This window comes from Thiobaca trueperi (assembly GCF_004342175.1).
Taxonomy (GTDB): domain Bacteria; phylum Pseudomonadota; class Gammaproteobacteria; order Chromatiales; family Chromatiaceae; genus Thiobaca; species Thiobaca trueperi.
On record NZ_SMAO01000006.1, the window covers coordinates 36,158 to 53,368 of the forward strand.

The 17,211-nt window shown below is 61.3% G+C and carries 20 protein-coding genes; 7 read left to right on the top strand and 13 right to left on the bottom strand.

What is annotated here, in order from left to right:
• Window positions 1-257 precede the first annotated feature (257 nt).
• The 6 genes from nifM to EDC35_RS18575 form a co-directional block, all read right to left on the bottom strand.
• The gene (nifM, locus tag EDC35_RS12135) at window positions 258-1,118 is read right to left on the bottom strand and encodes a nitrogen fixation protein NifM (RefSeq protein ID WP_132977523.1); all 861 of its coding nucleotides are present in this window, start codon (window positions 1,116-1,118) and stop codon (window positions 258-260) included.
• A 34-nt stretch (window positions 1,119-1,152) separates the two neighbouring features.
• A complete protein-coding gene (locus tag EDC35_RS12140) occupies window positions 1,153-1,602 on the bottom strand; it encodes a nitrogen fixation protein NifZ (protein WP_132977524.1) in 450 nt (149 codons plus the stop codon).
• Window positions 1,586-1,930, bottom strand: a complete 345-nt coding sequence (gene nifW, locus EDC35_RS12145; protein ID WP_132977525.1) for a nitrogenase-stabilizing/protective protein NifW — start codon at window positions 1,928-1,930, stop codon at window positions 1,586-1,588. Before nifW ends, EDC35_RS12140 begins: the two co-directional genes overlap by 17 nt.
• Before the next feature lie 128 nt (window positions 1,931-2,058).
• Entirely contained in the window at window positions 2,059-2,601 is a 543-nt protein-coding gene (locus EDC35_RS12150) for a hypothetical protein (RefSeq protein ID WP_132977526.1), read from the bottom strand.
• A 9-nt stretch (window positions 2,602-2,610) separates the two neighbouring features.
• The gene (gene nifV, locus EDC35_RS12155; protein ID WP_132977527.1) at window positions 2,611-3,765 is read right to left on the bottom strand and encodes a homocitrate synthase; all 1,155 of its coding nucleotides are present in this window, start codon (window positions 3,763-3,765) and stop codon (window positions 2,611-2,613) included.
• 182 nt (window positions 3,766-3,947) lie between these two features.
• A complete protein-coding gene (locus tag EDC35_RS18575) occupies window positions 3,948-4,157 on the bottom strand; it encodes a hypothetical protein (RefSeq protein WP_165903422.1) in 210 nt (69 codons plus the stop codon).
• Between the two features lie 37 nt (window positions 4,158-4,194).
• Here EDC35_RS18575 and EDC35_RS12160 point away from each other — a divergent pair, with 37 nt between their 5' ends.
• Entirely contained in the window at window positions 4,195-5,433 is a 1,239-nt protein-coding gene (locus EDC35_RS12160; RefSeq protein ID WP_132977528.1) for a DUF1015 domain-containing protein, read from the top strand.
• A gap of 224 nt (window positions 5,434-5,657) precedes the next feature.
• Window positions 5,658-7,871: a RelA/SpoT family protein gene (locus EDC35_RS12165; protein ID WP_132977529.1), complete on the top strand. Its 2,214-nt coding sequence runs from the start codon at window positions 5,658-5,660 to the stop codon at window positions 7,869-7,871.
• A 153-nt stretch (window positions 7,872-8,024) separates the two neighbouring features.
• On the opposite strand, the gene sthA is transcribed toward EDC35_RS12165, so the two are convergent.
• Both sthA and nth read right to left on the bottom strand, forming a co-directional pair.
• The gene (gene sthA, locus EDC35_RS12170; protein WP_132977530.1) at window positions 8,025-9,422 is read right to left on the bottom strand and encodes a Si-specific NAD(P)(+) transhydrogenase; all 1,398 of its coding nucleotides are present in this window, start codon (window positions 9,420-9,422) and stop codon (window positions 8,025-8,027) included.
• A 274-nt stretch (window positions 9,423-9,696) separates the two neighbouring features.
• Window positions 9,697-10,332, bottom strand: coding sequence for an endonuclease III (nth, locus tag EDC35_RS12175; protein WP_132977531.1), 636 nt, complete (start codon window positions 10,330-10,332; stop codon window positions 9,697-9,699).
• 173 nt (window positions 10,333-10,505) lie between these two features.
• Here nth and EDC35_RS12180 point away from each other — a divergent pair, with 173 nt between their 5' ends.
• The 5 genes from EDC35_RS12180 (at window position 10,506) to EDC35_RS12200 (ending at window position 13,070) form a co-directional block, all read left to right on the top strand.
• Window positions 10,506-11,252: a lytic transglycosylase domain-containing protein gene (locus EDC35_RS12180; protein WP_243651633.1), complete on the top strand. Its 747-nt coding sequence runs from the start codon at window positions 10,506-10,508 to the stop codon at window positions 11,250-11,252.
• A gap of 19 nt (window positions 11,253-11,271) precedes the next feature.
• Entirely contained in the window at window positions 11,272-11,718 is a 447-nt protein-coding gene (locus tag EDC35_RS12185; RefSeq protein WP_132977533.1) for a hypothetical protein, read from the top strand.
• A gap of 12 nt (window positions 11,719-11,730) precedes the next feature.
• Window positions 11,731-12,411, top strand: coding sequence for a hypothetical protein (locus EDC35_RS12190; protein WP_132977534.1), 681 nt, complete (start codon window positions 11,731-11,733; stop codon window positions 12,409-12,411).
• 111 nt (window positions 12,412-12,522) lie between these two features.
• Complete coding sequence (locus EDC35_RS12195; protein WP_132977535.1) at window positions 12,523-12,747, top strand: antitoxin MazE family protein; 225 nt, start codon at window positions 12,523-12,525, stop codon at window positions 12,745-12,747.
• A complete protein-coding gene (locus EDC35_RS12200; RefSeq protein WP_132977716.1) occupies window positions 12,747-13,070 on the top strand; it encodes a type II toxin-antitoxin system PemK/MazF family toxin in 324 nt (107 codons plus the stop codon). Before EDC35_RS12195 ends, EDC35_RS12200 begins: the two co-directional genes overlap by 1 nt.
• A gap of 15 nt (window positions 13,071-13,085) precedes the next feature.
• Here EDC35_RS12200 and mnmE read toward each other — a convergent pair whose 3' ends face one another.
• The 5 genes from mnmE to rpmH all read right to left on the bottom strand — a co-directional run bounded on the left by mnmE (window position 13,086) and on the right by rpmH (window position 17,039).
• The gene (gene mnmE / locus EDC35_RS12205; protein ID WP_132977536.1) at window positions 13,086-14,423 is read right to left on the bottom strand and encodes a tRNA uridine-5-carboxymethylaminomethyl(34) synthesis GTPase MnmE; all 1,338 of its coding nucleotides are present in this window, start codon (window positions 14,421-14,423) and stop codon (window positions 13,086-13,088) included.
• Between the two features lie 214 nt (window positions 14,424-14,637).
• A complete protein-coding gene (yidC, locus tag EDC35_RS12210) occupies window positions 14,638-16,308 on the bottom strand; it encodes a membrane protein insertase YidC (RefSeq protein WP_132977537.1) in 1,671 nt (556 codons plus the stop codon).
• The gene (yidD, locus tag EDC35_RS12215; RefSeq protein WP_132977538.1) at window positions 16,301-16,537 is read right to left on the bottom strand and encodes a membrane protein insertion efficiency factor YidD; all 237 of its coding nucleotides are present in this window, start codon (window positions 16,535-16,537) and stop codon (window positions 16,301-16,303) included. Before yidD ends, yidC begins: the two co-directional genes overlap by 8 nt.
• Window positions 16,522-16,950 carry a ribonuclease P protein component gene (rnpA, locus tag EDC35_RS12220; protein WP_279387997.1) on the bottom strand — a complete coding sequence of 143 codons (429 nt, stop codon included), beginning with the start codon at window positions 16,948-16,950 and terminating at the stop codon, window positions 16,522-16,524. Before rnpA ends, yidD begins: the two co-directional genes overlap by 16 nt.
• Window positions 16,905-17,039 (bottom strand): 50S ribosomal protein L34, encoded by a 135-nt coding sequence (gene rpmH, locus EDC35_RS12225; protein ID WP_132977539.1) that lies wholly within the window; start codon window positions 17,037-17,039, stop codon window positions 16,905-16,907. Before rpmH ends, rnpA begins: the two co-directional genes overlap by 46 nt.
• Window positions 17,040-17,211: the final 172 nt, after the last annotated feature.

Consider the following 17,211-nt stretch of genomic DNA (forward strand, 5'->3'; position numbering starts at 1 on the left):
TGTCAGGTAGACTGCTGAAACCGAATGCAATCATGCTTTGCGCTGTGGACTATAGATGACGGCAGGACGTTTTGCAACAGATTAGGCAAAAAAAGACACACTGCAACGGCGTGTCGCTTTTTTGCATCGCCCGGAACCGTTGGTTTACGTCAGGGATGGACAGCTAACCGCAAGAGGCTATGGACCAGCGTCTTGGTCATGCAAACTGTTGCGAATAAAACACAAAAATAAACCGGATTTCGCTCGGATGCAACTGTTCAGGGCTGGCGGAGACTGGCGATCCAGGCTTTCTGATCATCCCGCTGACGCCTGGTCTCAATGATTGTGCGGATTTTCGTCCTGGCCTGATCAAAGGTGATGGATGTGGCGGCTTCGATGCGTTCGCACAGCAACAGATGAAATCCCAGATCGGATTCCAGGACGCCGCTGACGCGGCCCTCGTCCAGTGCGAAGAGCGCCGCATCCAGTTCGGGGAAAAGCTGGCCGCGCGGGACGGTGCCGAGACGCCCCTCATCCATCGCAGTCGGGCATTCGGAATGGGCGCGGGCGAGCTGGCCGAAGCGTTCGGCCCGTCCGTTCAGTTGCGTCGCAATCCGCTCGATGCGCGCTCGCGCCACGTCGCGCCGGTTGTCGGCGAACTCATCGTTGATGGTGATGAGCAGATGGCGCGCGGTGCGCCGCTCCGGGGTCGTGAAGCGATCACGATGGAGTTCATAAAAGAGTTGTTCATCGACCTCGGTGACCGGCGCGGCGCGTGCGCCGACTCGTTGCATGACGGCATCGAAGATGAGTTCGCGTTGCAGCGCCTGACGCAGCGTCGATTCATCGAGACCGCTTTGCGCCAGATCGGCCAGAAAGGTTTCTTCATCCGGGTAACGCTGGCGGATGAGGTTCACGGATTCGTCGAGACGCGCGTCAGGAATCATGGTGTCGCGCGCCTCGGGCGAGGCGAGCACCAGCGTCTCCAACGCGAAGGTCTGGCTGGCCTGACGCTCGGCCTGGGCCAACTGTTCCACATTCAAGGCGCCGGGAGCGGTCTGGAACCGCTCGCTGGCGGCGCGCAGCAGATGGTAGCGGTACTCGGGGCGCGCTGGATCGGATGATGCGGGGATGTTCATAGCGTTCTGGAAAATCCTGTCAATCCTGTCTATTTCAGGCGTCGTGCTCGGCCTCGATCAATGCCGTCTCAGGCACCAGCAGGGTGTTGCGGTCGTTGAAATGGACATGATAGGCGACCCCGCCCGGCTGATCGCGCACCACACGGATCACCTCGCCGATCTCGCCTGCCTGCACCAGCACCCGGCCCTGGATCGCCAGCGGCAGACGGCTTGCGACCCGGTCACGGAACTCGAAGCGGCTCGGAATCCAGGGCGCGTCTGCCGGTTGCAGTTCTTCCTCGCGACAGCCCACCACCCGGTCGCTGTCGAGAAAATGCACCGTATAGATGATCTGATCCTGCAGAAAGGTGCCGACATCGCGCACGAAGCCGGTGCTGCCGCGACGGATCAGGAGGGCCCCGGTGGCCTCGCCCGGATAGGTGCCGTCGTTGCGCACATTGCGCAGGACACGCACCTCGTCACCGAATTCATAGGCGGGGCGCATGGGACACCTGCTCCATCAGATCGCTGAGGGGCACCGCGACGGTGCGGGGTTCGTGCATCCGAAAGACCCGGAAGACCTTTTCGGTGGCGGCGTCCGAGGTCAGGAAATCCTGATAGGCCGTCTTCAGCCGATCAGCGTAGAGCGCCCAGCGCGCCTGGGTCGAATCGGGCATCTCATCGACCTGCTCCAGATAATCATGAAAGCGTTGCAGGATGTGCAGACGATTGACCTGCACCACGGACGGCACAAAGGCGATGCCGAAATAGTCGAGAAAATCCTCGGCGCTGGAGAGTTCGCTCAGGTCAAGCTCGAATTCGTCGTCGGTCATGGTGGGCTCCAGATTCAGTTGGATTTTTAATTTAGACAGGATTAACAGGATTTAAAACAGTGGTTTAAGAGATCCTGTCAATCCTGTCAAAAAATGTTGTCAGAGGGACGGGCTTTCCTGGAAATCATCTATGTTTTCAGGTAATGCACCTTGTCACCAGCCTGTGCAGCGGCGGCTTCTGCCACGGCGGCGCGGGCCATCGTCAGTAATTCGTTGATGCCGAGCCGGTCACTGGTATCGACCTCGGCGACCTTCTCAAAGCGTGCCAGCGCCGCTTCAGGTTCGTTCAACCGCATCAGCAGATAAGCCGATCCCTTGAGCGCCAGCAGCAGGAAGCGGGTCAGGGTCATGGAGTGCTGGGTCGCCGCGCTCAGATTGGACTCCGACAGATCCTCCCAGCGTGGCGGTAATTCAAGCCGCTCGGCGACGATGGCAATCGCCCGCTCCGCCGTGATCAGCGCCTCGCGATAACGCTGGCGGTAATAGAAATAGCGATAGAGCGCGACCAGCACCGTCAGATGCTGAGGTTCGAGGAAATAGGCCCGCATCAGGCTCAATTCAGCCGATTCTTCGCCGTAGCGTTGGGAGGCGTCGGTCAGCAGCGCCTCAACGTCCGGCGCAAGCGGCTCGTTGAAGTACATCTCTTCGCCAGTGAAGTCGAGGAAATCCATGATCGTGACCTACTGGAGCCGCGCCGCCTGCGGATGCCCTATTTCGGCCAGAAAGCCGCGCAGCTCAAGGGTTTCCGGGGATCGCTTGGTCTGGGTGACGAAACGGCGCACCAGCGGCAGCACGCGCTCGGCCTGATCCGGATCGAGATCGAAGCGCAGCAGATCGGCATAGACCTGCTGCACCGCGCGCTTGCCCGAATGCTTGCCGAGCACCATACGATGACGGCGGCCCAGCTCGGCGGGATCGATGCCCTGATAATTGAGCGGATCCTTGAGCAGTCCATCGACATGGATGCCCGCCTCATGGGTGAAGGCGCCGGCGCCGACCAGGCTCTTGTGCCAGGCGACCGGTTTGCCGGACGCCTTGGCGACCAGCCGTGAGAGTCCTTCGAAATGCGGCAGATCGACCCCGCAGTCGATGCCGTGGACATGCTTCAGCCCCATGACCACCTCTTCGAGTGCGGCGTTACCGGCGCGCTCGCCGAGTCCGTGGACCGTGGTGTTGACATGCGTGGCACCGCCGCGCACCGCTGCCAGGGTGTTGGCGGTCGCCAACCCCAGGTCGTCGTGCGCGTGCATCTCGATCTCCAGATCAACACTGGCGCGTAGCGCGCGGATGCGCTCGAAGACGCCGAATGGATCCAGCAGACCGACCGTATCGGCGAAGCGGAAGCGTCGCGCGCCAGCCTGCTGCGCCGTCTCGGCGGCCAGCCGCAGGAAATCGGGATCGGCGCGCGAGGCGTCCTCGGCGCCGACGCAGACCTCCAGCCCCATCTCCAGCGCCACGCGCACCTGACGCCGGATCTGGTCGAGTGCCCAGTCACGGTCGCGCCCCAGCTTGCGGGCGATCTGCTGATCGGAGACCGGGATCGAGAGATCGATCAGATCGACGCCCAGATCCGCGCACTGTGCGATGTCGTCCGGGAGCATCCGCGTCCAGACCATGAGCCGGGCGGAGAGACCCAGCGCAGCGACGGCGCGGATCGACTCGCGCTCTTCCTCGCCCATCGCCGGGATGCCGATTTCCAGCTCCGGCACCCCGAGCGCATCCAGCCCGCGCGCGATGGCCAGCTTTTCGTCCAGCGAAAAAGCGACCCCGGCGGACTGCTCGCCGTCGCGCAGGGTGGTGTCGTTGATCGTGACCGGAATCGGCGTCTCTGTCATGGCTTGCTCCTGAATCGTTACAGATGGGCCAAGCAAAGGGTGTGCCGATAAAAATAATGCTTTGTTTCAATGCTCTAGTGATTCGAAAACTCGTCTGTTGGCGGGTTTGCGACAAAGCGGGGCCAGTCGTCAGATCAGGTTAGCGCCCTGATTCATCGGATGGAAAGATTTTTTAGACAGGATTAAAAAACCAATGTGTTAAAAATCCTGTTAATCCTGTCAAAAAGACTGTTCTTCGGTGGTGCACCAGCATTGAGTTTGACAGGGTGAAATGGATGCACACCATATTTTACTGCCAACTGCCAACTGCCAACTGCCAACTGCCAACTGCCAACTGCCAACTGCCAACTGCCAACTGCCGTTTCCCCGCGCGGCGAGCTTGCTGCTACCATCCTGTCAATCCTGTCGAAAGCGATAAGCGAGACCCCCATGTCACTGATCAAACCCGTCGCCGGTCTGCGTCCGGCTCCCGGTCGCGCCGCCGAGGTGGCTGCCCCGCCCTATGACGTGATGAATGCCGCCGAGGCGCGACGGATGGTCGTCGGGCGTCCCTGGAGCTTTCTGCACATCTCGCGCCCCGAGGTGGATCTGCCCGAGGGTATCGATCCCTATGACCCGACGGTCTATGCCAGGGCCCGCGAAAATCTGGACCGGATGCTCGCCGAGGGCGTGCTGATCCGCGACCCGTCACCCGGTTATCAGGCATACCGTCTGACCATGGGTGCCCATACCCAGATCGGGCTGGTCGCCAGCGCATCGGTGGCGGCTTATGACGCCGGGCGCATCAAAAAGCATGAGTTCACCCGTCCGGTGAAAGAGGATGACCGGGTGCGCCAGATCGAGGCGCTGAACGCCCAGACCGGCCCGGTGTTTCTGGTCTATCGCGCCACGCCGGCCATTGATGCCGTGCTCGCCGCCGTCAGCGCCGCGCCGGCTGAGGTTGACATCACCGCCGCCGATGGCGTGCGTCATGAAATCTGGACCATCGCCGAGCCGGATCTCATCGCCTGCCTGACGACCGCATTCGATGCGCTCGACGCGCTCTATGTCGCCGACGGGCACCATCGCTCTGCGGCGGCCTCACGGGTCGCCGCCGCGCGTCGCGCCGCCAATCCGCAGCACAGCGGGGACGAGCCCTGCAACGGCTTTCTCGCCGTCATTTTTCCGCACGACCAGATGCAGATCCTCGATTACAACCGGGTGGTCAGAGACCTGAATGGTCATGACGCCGCGTCTTTTCTGCATCGTCTGCACGACGCCTTTCGAGTCGAGCCGAGCACGACGCCGGTCAAGCCGGCACAACCGGCTGAATTCGGACTCTATCTGGAGGGTCGCTGGTATCGGCTGACGCTGGATCCGGCACTGATCCCGGATGATCCGGTCGAACGGCTCGACGTGAGCCTGCTGCAGAACCACCTGATCGGCCCCATTCTGGGTATCCAAGACCCCCGGCGCGACGAGCGGATTGATTTCGTCGGCGGCATTCGCGGGCTGGATGGACTGGTCAAGCGGGTGGATTCAGGCGAGATGGCGGTCGCTTTCGCACTCTATCCGACCCAGATGCAGGATCTCATGGCGGTCGCCGACGCCGGTGAGGTGATGCCGCCCAAATCCACCTGGTTTGAGCCCAAGCTGGCGGATGGGTTGGTCAGCCACGTTCTGGATTAACCCCTCGTCGCAACCGCAAGCGGGTAGTGCCCCAATTCGCAGGATGGAAGGACTTGAATTCAGACAGGATTTACAGGATTAGCATGATTTAAAAAAGTTTATTAGGAATCCTGTTAATCCTGTCGAAAAACATGCGCAACAGGGGACTGCCCGCAAGTGATCCGTCGCCCCGCCCCGTGATGCCTTGCTGGTCCCTGGAGGCTGGCTGCTGGAGGCTTTTCTGCATGTCCAAACCACTCTACAACCTCCCCGAGCAGGACAGTGACGACGAGAGCGCGATCCGTCACTGGCTCGACAGTCTCGCCACCCATTACCCGGAGGAGGAACTCAGGCAGATTGCCGGCGCCTGCGTCGCCCTGACCCGTTACCGTGGCGACCGCCGCATCGAGACCGGCGAGACCCATGTGCGTCATGTGCTCTCCACGGCAGATATCCTGGCGCGTCTGCGGATGGACTCCGAGACCCTGATCGCGGCCCTGCTCAATGGCTGTCTGGAGCAGAATGAACTCACCGACGCTGAACTGACTGCGCGCTTCGGTCCCGGTATCGCGCGCATGGTCGGCGATCTGGCGCGCATCGGTCAGATCGCCAACGTCAATGCCATCATCGCCGCCAAGGATCAGCCCGAGCACGAGGAAAATCTGCGCCGGCTGCTGCTCGGTATCGCCGAGGATGTGCGGGTGGTGCTGGTGGTGCTCGCCGAGCGGGTGCATCTGATGCGCAGCATCAGGGATCTCGACCCCGAGCGCCGCACCAAGATCGCCCGCGACACCCAGCGTGTCTATGCCCCGCTCGCCAACCGGCTCGGCATCTGGCAGGTCAAGTGGGAACTGGAAGACCTGAGTCTGCGCTATCTGCAACCCGAGGATTACCAGCGTCTCGCCAGACTGCTGGCCGAGCGGCGCGGCGAACGCGAGCAGTACATCGCCGATGTCATTGCCACCCTGCACGACCTCTTCGACGAGGCGGGCATCGAGGCCGAGATCAGCGGGCGTCCCAAGCACCTCTACAGCATCTGGAAAAAGATGCAGCGCAAGAGCGTGGACATCACCGAGATCTTCGACCTGCGCGCGGTGCGCATCCTGGTGCAGACGGTCGCGGACTGCTATGCCGCGTTGGGTCTGGTTCACGGGCGCTGGAAGCATATCCCCAAGGAGTTCGACGACTATATCGCCACCCCCAAGGGCAATTTCTATCAGTCGCTGCACACGGCGGTCGTGGGACCGGGCGACAAATCGCTGGAGGTGCAGATCCGCACCCACGACATGCACCGTCATGCCGAATTCGGCGTTGCGGCGCATTGGGCCTATAAAGAGGCCAAGGGTCATGACGCCGCCTTTCAGCGGCGCGTGGTCTGGATGCGCAACTGGCTGGAGTCCAAGAGCGACGGTGAGGACAGCGGCGATGCCGTGTCGCGCTTCAAGAGCGAATTCGAGCCGACGCACATCTATGTGCTGACGCCGCAATCCAAGGTCATCGAGTTGCCCAAGGGCGCCACGCCGCTGGATTTCGCCTATGCCATCCATTCCGAGATCGGCAACCGCTGCCGGGGCGCGCGGGTCAATGGACGCATCGTGCCGCTGACCCAGCCGCTCCACAGCGGTGACAGCGTCGAGATCCTGACCCAGAAAAACGCCGCGCCCAGCCGCGACTGGCTGAGTCCGCATCACGGCTATCTCATCACCGCGCGGGCGCGCAACCGGGTGCGTCAGTGGTTCAAGCAGCAGGATTTCGATCAGCATCTGCACGAAGGCCGCACGCTCCTCGATCGCGAGCTGTCGCGCCTGGGCATCATCGACAAGGCCCATCTGGATGAGATCGCGCTCAAGTTCAATTACCGGCGCGGCGAAGATCTGCTGGCGGCCATCGGTCGCGGCGATCTCGCGGTCGGGCAGGTCGCCCGTCAGGTCGGCGAGCCCAGGGTCGAGGAGCCGCGCGAGACCGAGCCCCGTCCCCGCCCGAGCCACCGGCACAAACCGACGGGGGCGGGCGATGTGATCGTCGAAGGCGTCGATGATCTCATGACCCAGATGGCTCAATGCTGCAAGCCGGTGCCCTCTGACGACATCGTCGGCTTCGTCACGCGCGGACGCGGCATCACCATCCACCGCAAGAGCTGCGGCAATGTGCGCCATCTCCCGCCCGCCGAGGCCGCGCGTCTGATCCGCGTGCGCTGGGCCGATCAGCCCGCCCAGTCCGTCTATCCGGTCGATATCCTGGTGATCGCCGCCGACCGCAAAGGTCTGCTGCGGGATGTTTCATCGATCTTTTCCGATGAGGATGTCGATGTGCTGGGGGTCAACAGCCATTCCGAAAAGAGCACCGACACCGCGTCCATGCGCTTCACCGCCGAGGTCAAGGATATGGATCAGTTGGAGCGTCTGATCAGCAAGATCCAGCAGATTCCCGATGTGCTGGAGGTGCGGCGGTCTTATTGACACGACATCGACATGGTTCTATCCGTCGTCCCTGTCGGCGGGTGAGGACTGTTGTGCGGATTCTGTCTGCCTAAACCGCGTCCAGCGCGATATGCGTAGTTTTCAGTTTGTGTTTGATTTTGGAGATGTCATCTCCACCAGTGGAGACGCGGTTTAAAACAGCCGGTTCAGCCCATTGAGCGCAGCGACGCGGTAGGCTTCGGCCATCGTCGGATAATTAAAGGTGGTCTCGGTGAAATAGCGGATGCTGTTGGCCGCGCCGCGCTGGGCCATGATCGCCTGACCGATATGCACGATCTCGGCGGCCTGTTCGCCGAAACAGTGGATACCGAGGATCTCCAGGGTCTCGCGGTGAAACAGCATCTTGAGCATGCCGACGGTGTGTCCGGTGATCTGGGCGCGGGCGATGCTCTTGAAGTCGGCCTGGGCGACCTCGTAGGGGATCTGGCTGGCGGTCAGTTCGCGTTCGGTGCGGCCGATCGAACTGATCTCCGGCACGGTGTAGATGCCGGTCGGAAATTCCTCGATCAGCGACCAGTCGCAGGCGCCATCGGCGATATGGCCACCGACGAAACGACCCTGATCGTAGCTGGCGCTGGCCAGTGCGGGTGAGCCAACGACATCGCCCACGGCATAGATGTGGGGGAGGGCGGTCTGATAGCTGCTGTTGACATCCAACTGGCCCCGTTGATTGGGCGTCAGACCGATGTCTTCGAGTCCCATGTCGTGCGTGTTGCCGGTGCGGCCATTGGCCCAGAGCAGGATGTCGGTCTTGAATTTCTTCCCTGACTGACAGTGCAGCACGACGCCGTCCGCGCCGGCCTCGACGCGCTCATAGGCTTCATTGTGACGGATCAGGACACCCTGCTGACGCAGGTGATAGCCGAGCGCGTCGGTGATCTCGTCGTCGAGAAACGACAGCAGCCGATCGCGGGTATCGACCAGATTCACCTTGACATCGAGCGCGCTCATGATCGAGGCATATTCGCAGCCGATGACGCCGGCCCCATAGATGGTGATGGAGCGCGGGGTGTGCTGGAGCGCCAGCACCGAGTCGCTGTCACGGATGCGCGGGTGGTTGAAATCGATGTCGGGCGGATGATAGGGACGCGAACCGGTGGCGATGACGATATGCCGGGCGCGCAGCTTGACGGTCAGGCCGCCGGGTCGCTGCACCTCCACCAGATCCGGTTCCAGAAAGCGCGCACGCCCGAAAACGATCTCGACCCGGTTGCGCTGATAATAGCGATAGCGGGTGCGGACCTGATCGTGGATGACACCGTCCGCCGCCCGCAGCAGATCCGGAAACTCGATTTCGAGCTGATATTTCGTGTGCTGAAAGAGCGGATTGCGCCGGTAGTCCGCCAGCATCTGAATCGAATGGCGGAGCGCCTTGCTGGGGATCGTGCCCCAATGGGTGCAGCCGCCGCCGACCGCATCGTGGGCCTCAATGGCGGCAATCCGCTGGCCGGACTTGGCGAGCTTCATCGCCGCGCCTTCGCCGGCTGGACCGGTACCGATGACAAGGGTGTCGAATTCGCGTGTGGTCATCCGTCCGGGCTCCCTTAGCCGGTTTGAGTGATGGCTTAAATCGCGCCCAGTGCAGTATGCGATGTTTTTGGATGGGTCAAGCCTTGGCGGCATCGACGACTGCTGGAGTTGGCGCGATTTAAGATATTAAAAAATATAAAATTTTAAACCGCGTCCTCACCAGGATCCGTGAATGCGCCAAACGTCGAACTGATCCGAAACTGAGCCTCTCGCTCTGGACGCGGTTTAGGTTAGCACAGCAAGTGTCTTGACCAGCGGTTCGGGCGTCATCCGGTCAGGCTGGCGCCTTGTCCGGAAATTCGCACAGATCGGCGATCTGGCATTGCGGACAGCGTGGCTTGCGGGCGATACAGATATAGCGTCCGTGGAGGATCAGCCAGTGATGGGCGTGCTGCCGGAATGCCTTGGGAACATGCCGCAGCAATCGTTGTTCAACGGCCAGCGGAGTTTTTCCCGGCGCGATCCCGGTGCGGTTGGCGACCCGGAAGATATGCGTATCCACCGCGATGGTAGGCTCGCCAAAGGCCGTGTTCAGGATCACATTCGCGGTCTTGCGCCCGACGCCCGGCAGGGCTTCCAGCGACGCGCGGTCGCGCGGCACCTCGCCGCCGTGCTCGGCGAGCAGGATGGTGCAGGTCTTGATCAGATTGCGCGCCTTGCTGTTGAAAAGTCCGATGGTGCGGATGTGCGCCTTGAGCCCCTCTTCGCCGAGCGCCAGCATGGTGGCCGGCGTATTGGCGACCGGGAACAGGGTCGCGGTAGCCCGGTTGACGCTGATGTCGGTGGCCTGGGCCGAGAGGACGACCGCGACCAGCAGCTCGAAGGGGGTGCGGTAGACCAGTTCGGTGGTCGGTGCAGGGTTGGCGTCGCGCAGGCGTGTGAAGATCAGGTGCCGTTTTTCGCTGTTCATGACTTGAATTGTTGTGCAGAGTATCGTGAGATGAGGATCACATTCCTTGTTCATCGTGTTCCGGTCGGGATCCGCACCCTTATTCAGCAGAGAGGTTCGTCGAACGGATGATCAAATCGCCTGTGCTTCGTCCATTGCGGTCCTGGTGGTTACTCCTTTTGCTGTGTCTGCCGGTGGCAGGCTGGAGTGCGTCGGACGAGTCCGCTGCCGCCAGGGCGGAGACAGCGGCTGTTGAAGACGCCACCCCTGCCACATCCGCACCAGTCAGACCCGCCCAGGCTGCTCCACCAAGCCAGCCGCGTCCGAGCCGCGCCCAGGTCAAGGCCATGATTCCGGACGTCGCCAGGCGCTATGGTGTCGAAGAATCGCTGGTGCATGCCGTAGTGGCGGCTGAATCCAACTATAACGCCCACGCGGTTTCCCATGCTGGTGCTGTTGGTCTGATGCAGGTGATGCCTGCGACCGCTGCGGATTACGGCGTTTCGTCGGCGGATGCGCTCTTTGATCCCGAAACCAATCTGCGCACGGGCACCCGACACCTCAAGCGTCTTCTGAATAAATACAAAAACGATTACGGGCGGGTCATCATGGCGTACAACGCCGGTGAGGGGGTCGTGGATCGTACCAACAGTCAGGTGACTTATCTGGAAACGCTCAACTACACCGAGGCGGTGATCAATAACTATCGCCGTCAGGGAGGCACGGCTCCCACCCAGACCGCACTCAAGCAGGTCCGGGCACTGCGCGGCGTGCGCAATCCTGGTCAGGCGCGGCGGTTGATGAAAAAATATCTGGATCCGTCGTTACTGTCGCTCAAGGTCAAGCCCACGCTTGATGTTCGCCTGCTGAATCCGGCGCTGCATGACGTAGGACCGGAAAGCCGGCCCATGTTTGAATTGGATGCGCGGGCCAGCCGTTGAGAAGGTTTCCAGAGAATCAATGAATCAAACGCTGAAAAAATTACGCGAACTGGCTCAGGAAAGCGTTCTGAGTACAGAGGACTCCGTCTTCCAGGAACGGCAGTTACATGCCACGCGCGCCCAACTGGCGGCCCCGCTGATCCGCGCCTTCAGGGATGTGGAGAACGAATTCGTGCGTATTGCCATGATGCAGCAGATCTGGCCGCACGATTATGACCGCCGGGATGACCGCGTCGCCGGGCTGTTGATCACCTGCTTCGGGCCAGAGCAGGCGCCTTATGGCTTGAAGCTGGCTGTGCCCAACGGTTCGCTGAGCTTTGAGGTCTCCTTCAGGTCCGATGGCTCGCCGGTGTTCACCTGTATTCGGGATACCGACGGACAACGCCCGCTGCCGATGGATTTTCCCAACGGCAACGACTGGCTGACCTATTTCTACAAGATCATCGCGGACATGATCGAGCTCTGAACGCGCCCACCCATGCTTGAGTTTCCACTCAGTCTGGCGCTTTACAATGTCGTTCCGGTCATCCTGACTGGTGTCGCACTCTGGTTTCTCATCCGCTTCGTGCGCGATCAGCATGCGCCTCATCATGGTCTCGCGCTGCCTGGTGGCGCGCTCATCCTGGCGGGCGGGACAGCGAAAGTAACCTGGAAGCTGATCGCCGCAACGACCGGGGCAGACATTGAGTGGCTGGCCAATGCGCTCTTTCCGCTGATGGCCCCCGGCTTTGCCCTGCTGGCGGTCGCCATCTGGGGCGCGACGCGCCGGTTGCGCGGTCAGCAACCGCTCGTCGGCTGGCGTGTCGTCCTGCTGGCCGTGCTGCTCGCCTTTGCCATTGCCGCCGTCCGTCAGTGGATCCTGGAGATGCCGCGCGGCTGGTTCCTGCCGCTCCTGGCGCTCGCCAGTCTCGGCAATCTGGGCGCGAGCATCCTGCTGATTCGCGCCGCCCTGGGTTTACACCGCTGGCGGATCGCGCTGCTGTTTGCGATCAACCTCGCCATGATTTTCGCCTTGCAACCCATTGCGATGGCCTCTCCCAAGACCCTCGCGCTGCACTGGATTGAGCAGTCGCTGACGGTGTTCGGAACCGGCTGTTTCGCGCTCGCGGCTTATCTGCTGTGGCGAGCGGCCAATGCTGAGGGTACCTGCGGCAGATAGATTTCAGTGTTGACGAACGCCTCACGTCGGGGAACCTGAGTGACGGCATGTGTTGCATGCAACATGGTTGTGGCCTATTGTGTTGCATGCAACAAGATAAAGGAGATTCGCATGGCAACCACGCACGTTAATGCACGTGTTCAAAAGCACCGCGACGCGCTGCGCAGGTCAGGTCTTCGCCCGGTGCAGATTTGGGTGCCCGATACGCGACGGCCAGACTTTGCGGAAGAATGCCGCCGCCAGTCTCGCCTTGTCGCTCAAGCGGACATGGCCGACACGGATATGCAGCAGTTCATGGATGATGCCTTGGCTGACCTGGACGGCTGGACCGAATGATGCGCGGTGACTTGGTGACTGTCGCCATGCAAGGCGATTTCGGCAAGCCGCGACCCGCTTTAGTGATCCAGGCTGACCCGTTCAACGAGCACGCCACTGTGACCGTACTGCCACTGACCGGCACGCTGGTTGCCGCACCGCTGTTGCGCATCACCCTTCAGCCCGGTGCAGAAAATGGCTTGCAAAAGCCATCGCAGGTGATGGTGGACAAGACCATGACGGTGAAACGCGACAAGGTCGGCCCGGTCTTTGGGCGCATTGATGCCAATGCGATGGTGGAGGTTGAGCGTTGCCTGGCGGTGTTCTTGGGAATCGCAAAATGAGCGAATGAAGGCTCGCTATTTGCCGATGCAAAAACTCGAAAAAATCCGTCCCAGCAGGTCATCAGGTGTGAACTGGCCGGTAATCTCGCCAAAGACATTCTGCGCCTGAAAGAGTTCGTCGGCGACGAGTTCGGCGCCAGCGCCATGCGCCAGATTGTGTTGGGCGGCTTGCAGATGCCGCCAGCCACGGTTTAGTGCGTCGAGATGACGGCGGCGGGCGATGAAGGCGCCCTCAGGGGTTGCACCCAGTCCGGCGCGGGTCTTCAGATGGGCCCGCAGCAGATCCAGGCCCGCGCCGGTGGCGGCGGACAGGGCGATTTCGGTTCCCGCATCGGTTTCGCTGCACTGCGGCGTCAGTCCCAGCAGATCGATTTTGTTCCGCACGCGAATGATGGGGCAATCGGCTGGCAGATCGTTGCGGATCGATTCGTCTGGCCCTTCGGCGGTTTCATCGATCCAGAGCACCAGATCGGCCTCGACCAACTGCGCACGCGCGCGGCGGACGCCTTCCTGTTCGACCGGATCCTCGCTGTGACGGATGCCGGCGGTATCGATGATGCGGATCGGCAGTCCGTCGATCTGGATGTCGAGCTTCAAAAGGTCGCGAGTGGTGCCGGGAATCGGCGTGACGATGGCGGCATCGGTGCCGGACAGTGCATTGAGCAGGGTTGATTTGCCCGCATTGGGCGGACCCGCGATGACGACCGCAAGCCCTTCGCGAATGACCTGTCCCTGATGTGCCTCAGCCATGATCTGGCGCGTCATCTCGATGATCTGGCGCAGATCCTCAGTCACGGCGGATGCCGAAGCGTCATCGATATCCTCGTCCGGGAAATCGAGCGTGGCCTCGATATACATCCGTAATTGGATCAGATGCTCGATCAGGGTCTCGATCCGGCGCGAAAAGACGCCCTGCAGGCTGCGTCCGGCGAGACGCACGGCCAGCGCGGTCGAGCTTTCGATGAGATCGGCGACGGCCTCAGCCTGCGCCAGATCGAGCTTGCCGTTGAGATAGGCGCGCTCGGTGAATTCGCCGGGACGTGCCGGGCGTGCCCCGAGTTCGAGACAGCGGCGCAGCAGCAGATCCATGACGACCGGGCCGCCATGACCCTGGAGTTCGAGCACGTCCTCGCCAGTGAAGGATCTGGGTGCCGGGAAAAGGAGCGCGATGCCTTCGTCGATGAAATCGCCATCGGCCTCGCGAAAGACACCAAAGCTGGCCTGACGCGGGGCGATGGATCGACCCAGGATGGCGAGTCCGATCTGTGGCACAAGCGGGCCGCTGACCCGCACGATGCCCACTCCGCCCACGCCGGGCGGGGTGGCGACGGCAACGATGGTATCGGCGGTCATATAGTTTTTGACAGGATTAACAGGATTTCCCAGGATGGACAGGATTTTTCAGGCCATTGTTTAAATCTTTTTAATCCTGAATCATCCTGTTAATCCTGTCTAAATCGAAACGTCCGATCCCGCCAGAAGGTTCTCGGATGCGGCTCCTTCTCCCCAACCCCTCTCCCGCAAGGGGGGAGGGGCTCAGATGGACCGGTTGTGATTGAGCGGTGACTCAGCGTTTTTGTCTGGCAGCCGCCTTTTCGATGTTGCGGGTGATATGCCATTGCTGGGCAATCGACAGGAGGTTGTTGACCGTCCAGTAGAGCACCAGTCCCGAGGGGAAGAAGGCGAAGAACACCGTGAACACGAAGGGCAGGCTCATCATGATCTTGGCCTGCATCGGATCCGGCGGTGCCGGATTCAGCTTCTGCTGCACATACATGGAGACGCCCATGATCAGCGGCAGCACGAAATAGGGATCCGGTGCGGACAGATTGTTCAGCCAGAAGATAAAGGGCGCGTGACGCATCTCGACGCTTCCGAGCAGCACCCAGTAGAGCGCGATGAAGACCGGGATCTGGATCAGGATCGGCAGACAGCCGCCGAGCGGATTGATCTTTTCGGTCTTGTACAGCTCCATCATGGCCTGATTCAGACGCTGCTTGTCGTCGCCATAACGATCCTTGATCGCCTGGAGCCGTGGCGTCAACTGGCGCATGTTCGCCATGGAGACGTAGCTGGTCTCGGAGAGCTTGTAAAAGGCGAGTTTGATGAGAATGGTCAGGATGATGATCGACCAGCCCCAGTTGCCGACGACGGCATGGATCCAACTGAGCAGCCAGTGAATCGGCTGGGCGATGACGGTCAGCCAGCCGTAATCGACCGCCAGTTCCAGGCCGGGCGCGGTGTCGGCAAGGCTGTTCTGGAGCTTGGGACCGATGAACAGACGATTTTCAAAGGTGTGGCTGGCGCCCGGTGCAATACTGACGGCTGGTGAATACTTGCCGATGATATAGCGCGTGTTTTCAAGCACCTTGGTATAGAAGGTTTCCTGAACGCCAGACGGTGGAATCCAGGCCGCCAGGAAGTAATGCTGCATCATCGCGATCCAGCCATCGCTGACGTTCTGTTCCAGCTTGCTCTTGGTCATGTCCTCGAAGGAGACCTTCTTGTATTTCTCCTCGGGGCTGTAGAGGGCGCCGCCGGCGTAGTTGCTGACGAATCTGGATTCGTTGGGATCCTTGAACTCGGAGCGCTGGAGCTGGTTGTAATCGCGGGCGATGAGCGGCGCACCGGTGCCGTTGGTCACGACCTGCCGGGTGTTCACGACATAACTGCCGCGCGTGAAGGTGTAGATCTTTTTGACCTCCACGCCCTGATCGCTGCGCCAGATCAGCTCCACATCCAGTCGATCCTGATCGGGTTCGAGCCGATAGCTCGGTTGGGCACTCTGAAACAGCGCCTCATGGGTCGGCAGCAGCGATGACTGCTCGCCGAGCAGTCCCGACTGGGCGATGAACATGTTGGGCGGGGCGGGCTTCAGGAGCTGGAACTTGTCCTCCGGGCGCTCCGGCATCACGGCATAGTCAAGCAGCCAGGCGCTGCTGACTGACCCGCCCTGCGGCGAGATTTCGATCTTGAACAGATCGGTCTCGACCTGAATCGGAGCCACGCCCGCCGTCATTGCCGCTTCCGTGGCAGCGCCCGGGCTGACGGCATCCGGTGTCGTCGCGACAGCCGGGATGTCTGCCGGTGTCGAGGCGGAAACGGTGGGGGTCGTCTGGCTCTGCTGTTGCACGACCTGCGGCTGGGCGGCACGGCCATAGTCCTGCATCCATGACTCGTAGATCAGGAACAGCACTGCTGCCAGTGCGAAAAACAGGATCAATCGCTGGTTATCCATGAATCTTAGTCTGCCTTTCGTGAGGAACTGGATCGAGGCCGCCCGCATGCCAGGGATGACAGCGGGACAGGCGGCGTATGGCCAGATAACTGCCATACGCGATGCCGTGGCGCTCGATGGCCTCCACGGCATACTGCGAACAGGAGGGATAAAACCGGCAATGGGGTCCGAGAAGCGGACTGATCAGATATTGATAGACCTTGATCGGGCCAGTCAGGATTCGACGCATGGTTCATGTCCGATGGTGGCCCAGGCGCGCGCTAACTGGTCGAAGAGACGCTGATTGGAAAGTGCCGGTGCCCCGCGCGCGCAGAGCACAACGACATCGACTCCCGGCAGTAAATGGACGTGCGCCCGAAAACTCTCGCGAACGAGGCGTTTGAGCCGATTGCGGTCAACTGCGCGGCGCGCGCACTTTTTCGCAATAGCGAGACCAAGTCTTGCGTCGCTGAGGCCGTTCGATCGATAGAGCACGATGAAGCCGGTCTTTCCTGTCCGCACTGGCTCGGCAAAGACGCGCCGAAACTGAGGAGCGCCGGTCAGTCGCCGTGCGCGCGGGAAACCCCGGTCGATGCGACCGGTCAGTTCATCGGGGTTCAGGGGATGAGGCGTGCGCGGCCTTTGGCGCGGCGGGCGCTCAATACCTTGCGCCCATTGCGCGTGGCGCTGCGGGCACGAAAGCCGTGAGTACGAGCCCGCTTCAGGCGGCTGGGTTGAAAAGTGCGCTTCATGAACGGTACTCCAAAATGTGGTATCCGGGATCCAATGGAATCCCGCCCGGAAAAGGGCCGGAAATGTAAGCAATTTTCAGCGTGAAGTCAATGCCGCGAAGGGCGGCGGAGATCGTCGCGATATTCCGCAGGCAAAGAAAAAGGGCTTACGTTTTTGCGTAAGCCCTTGTTC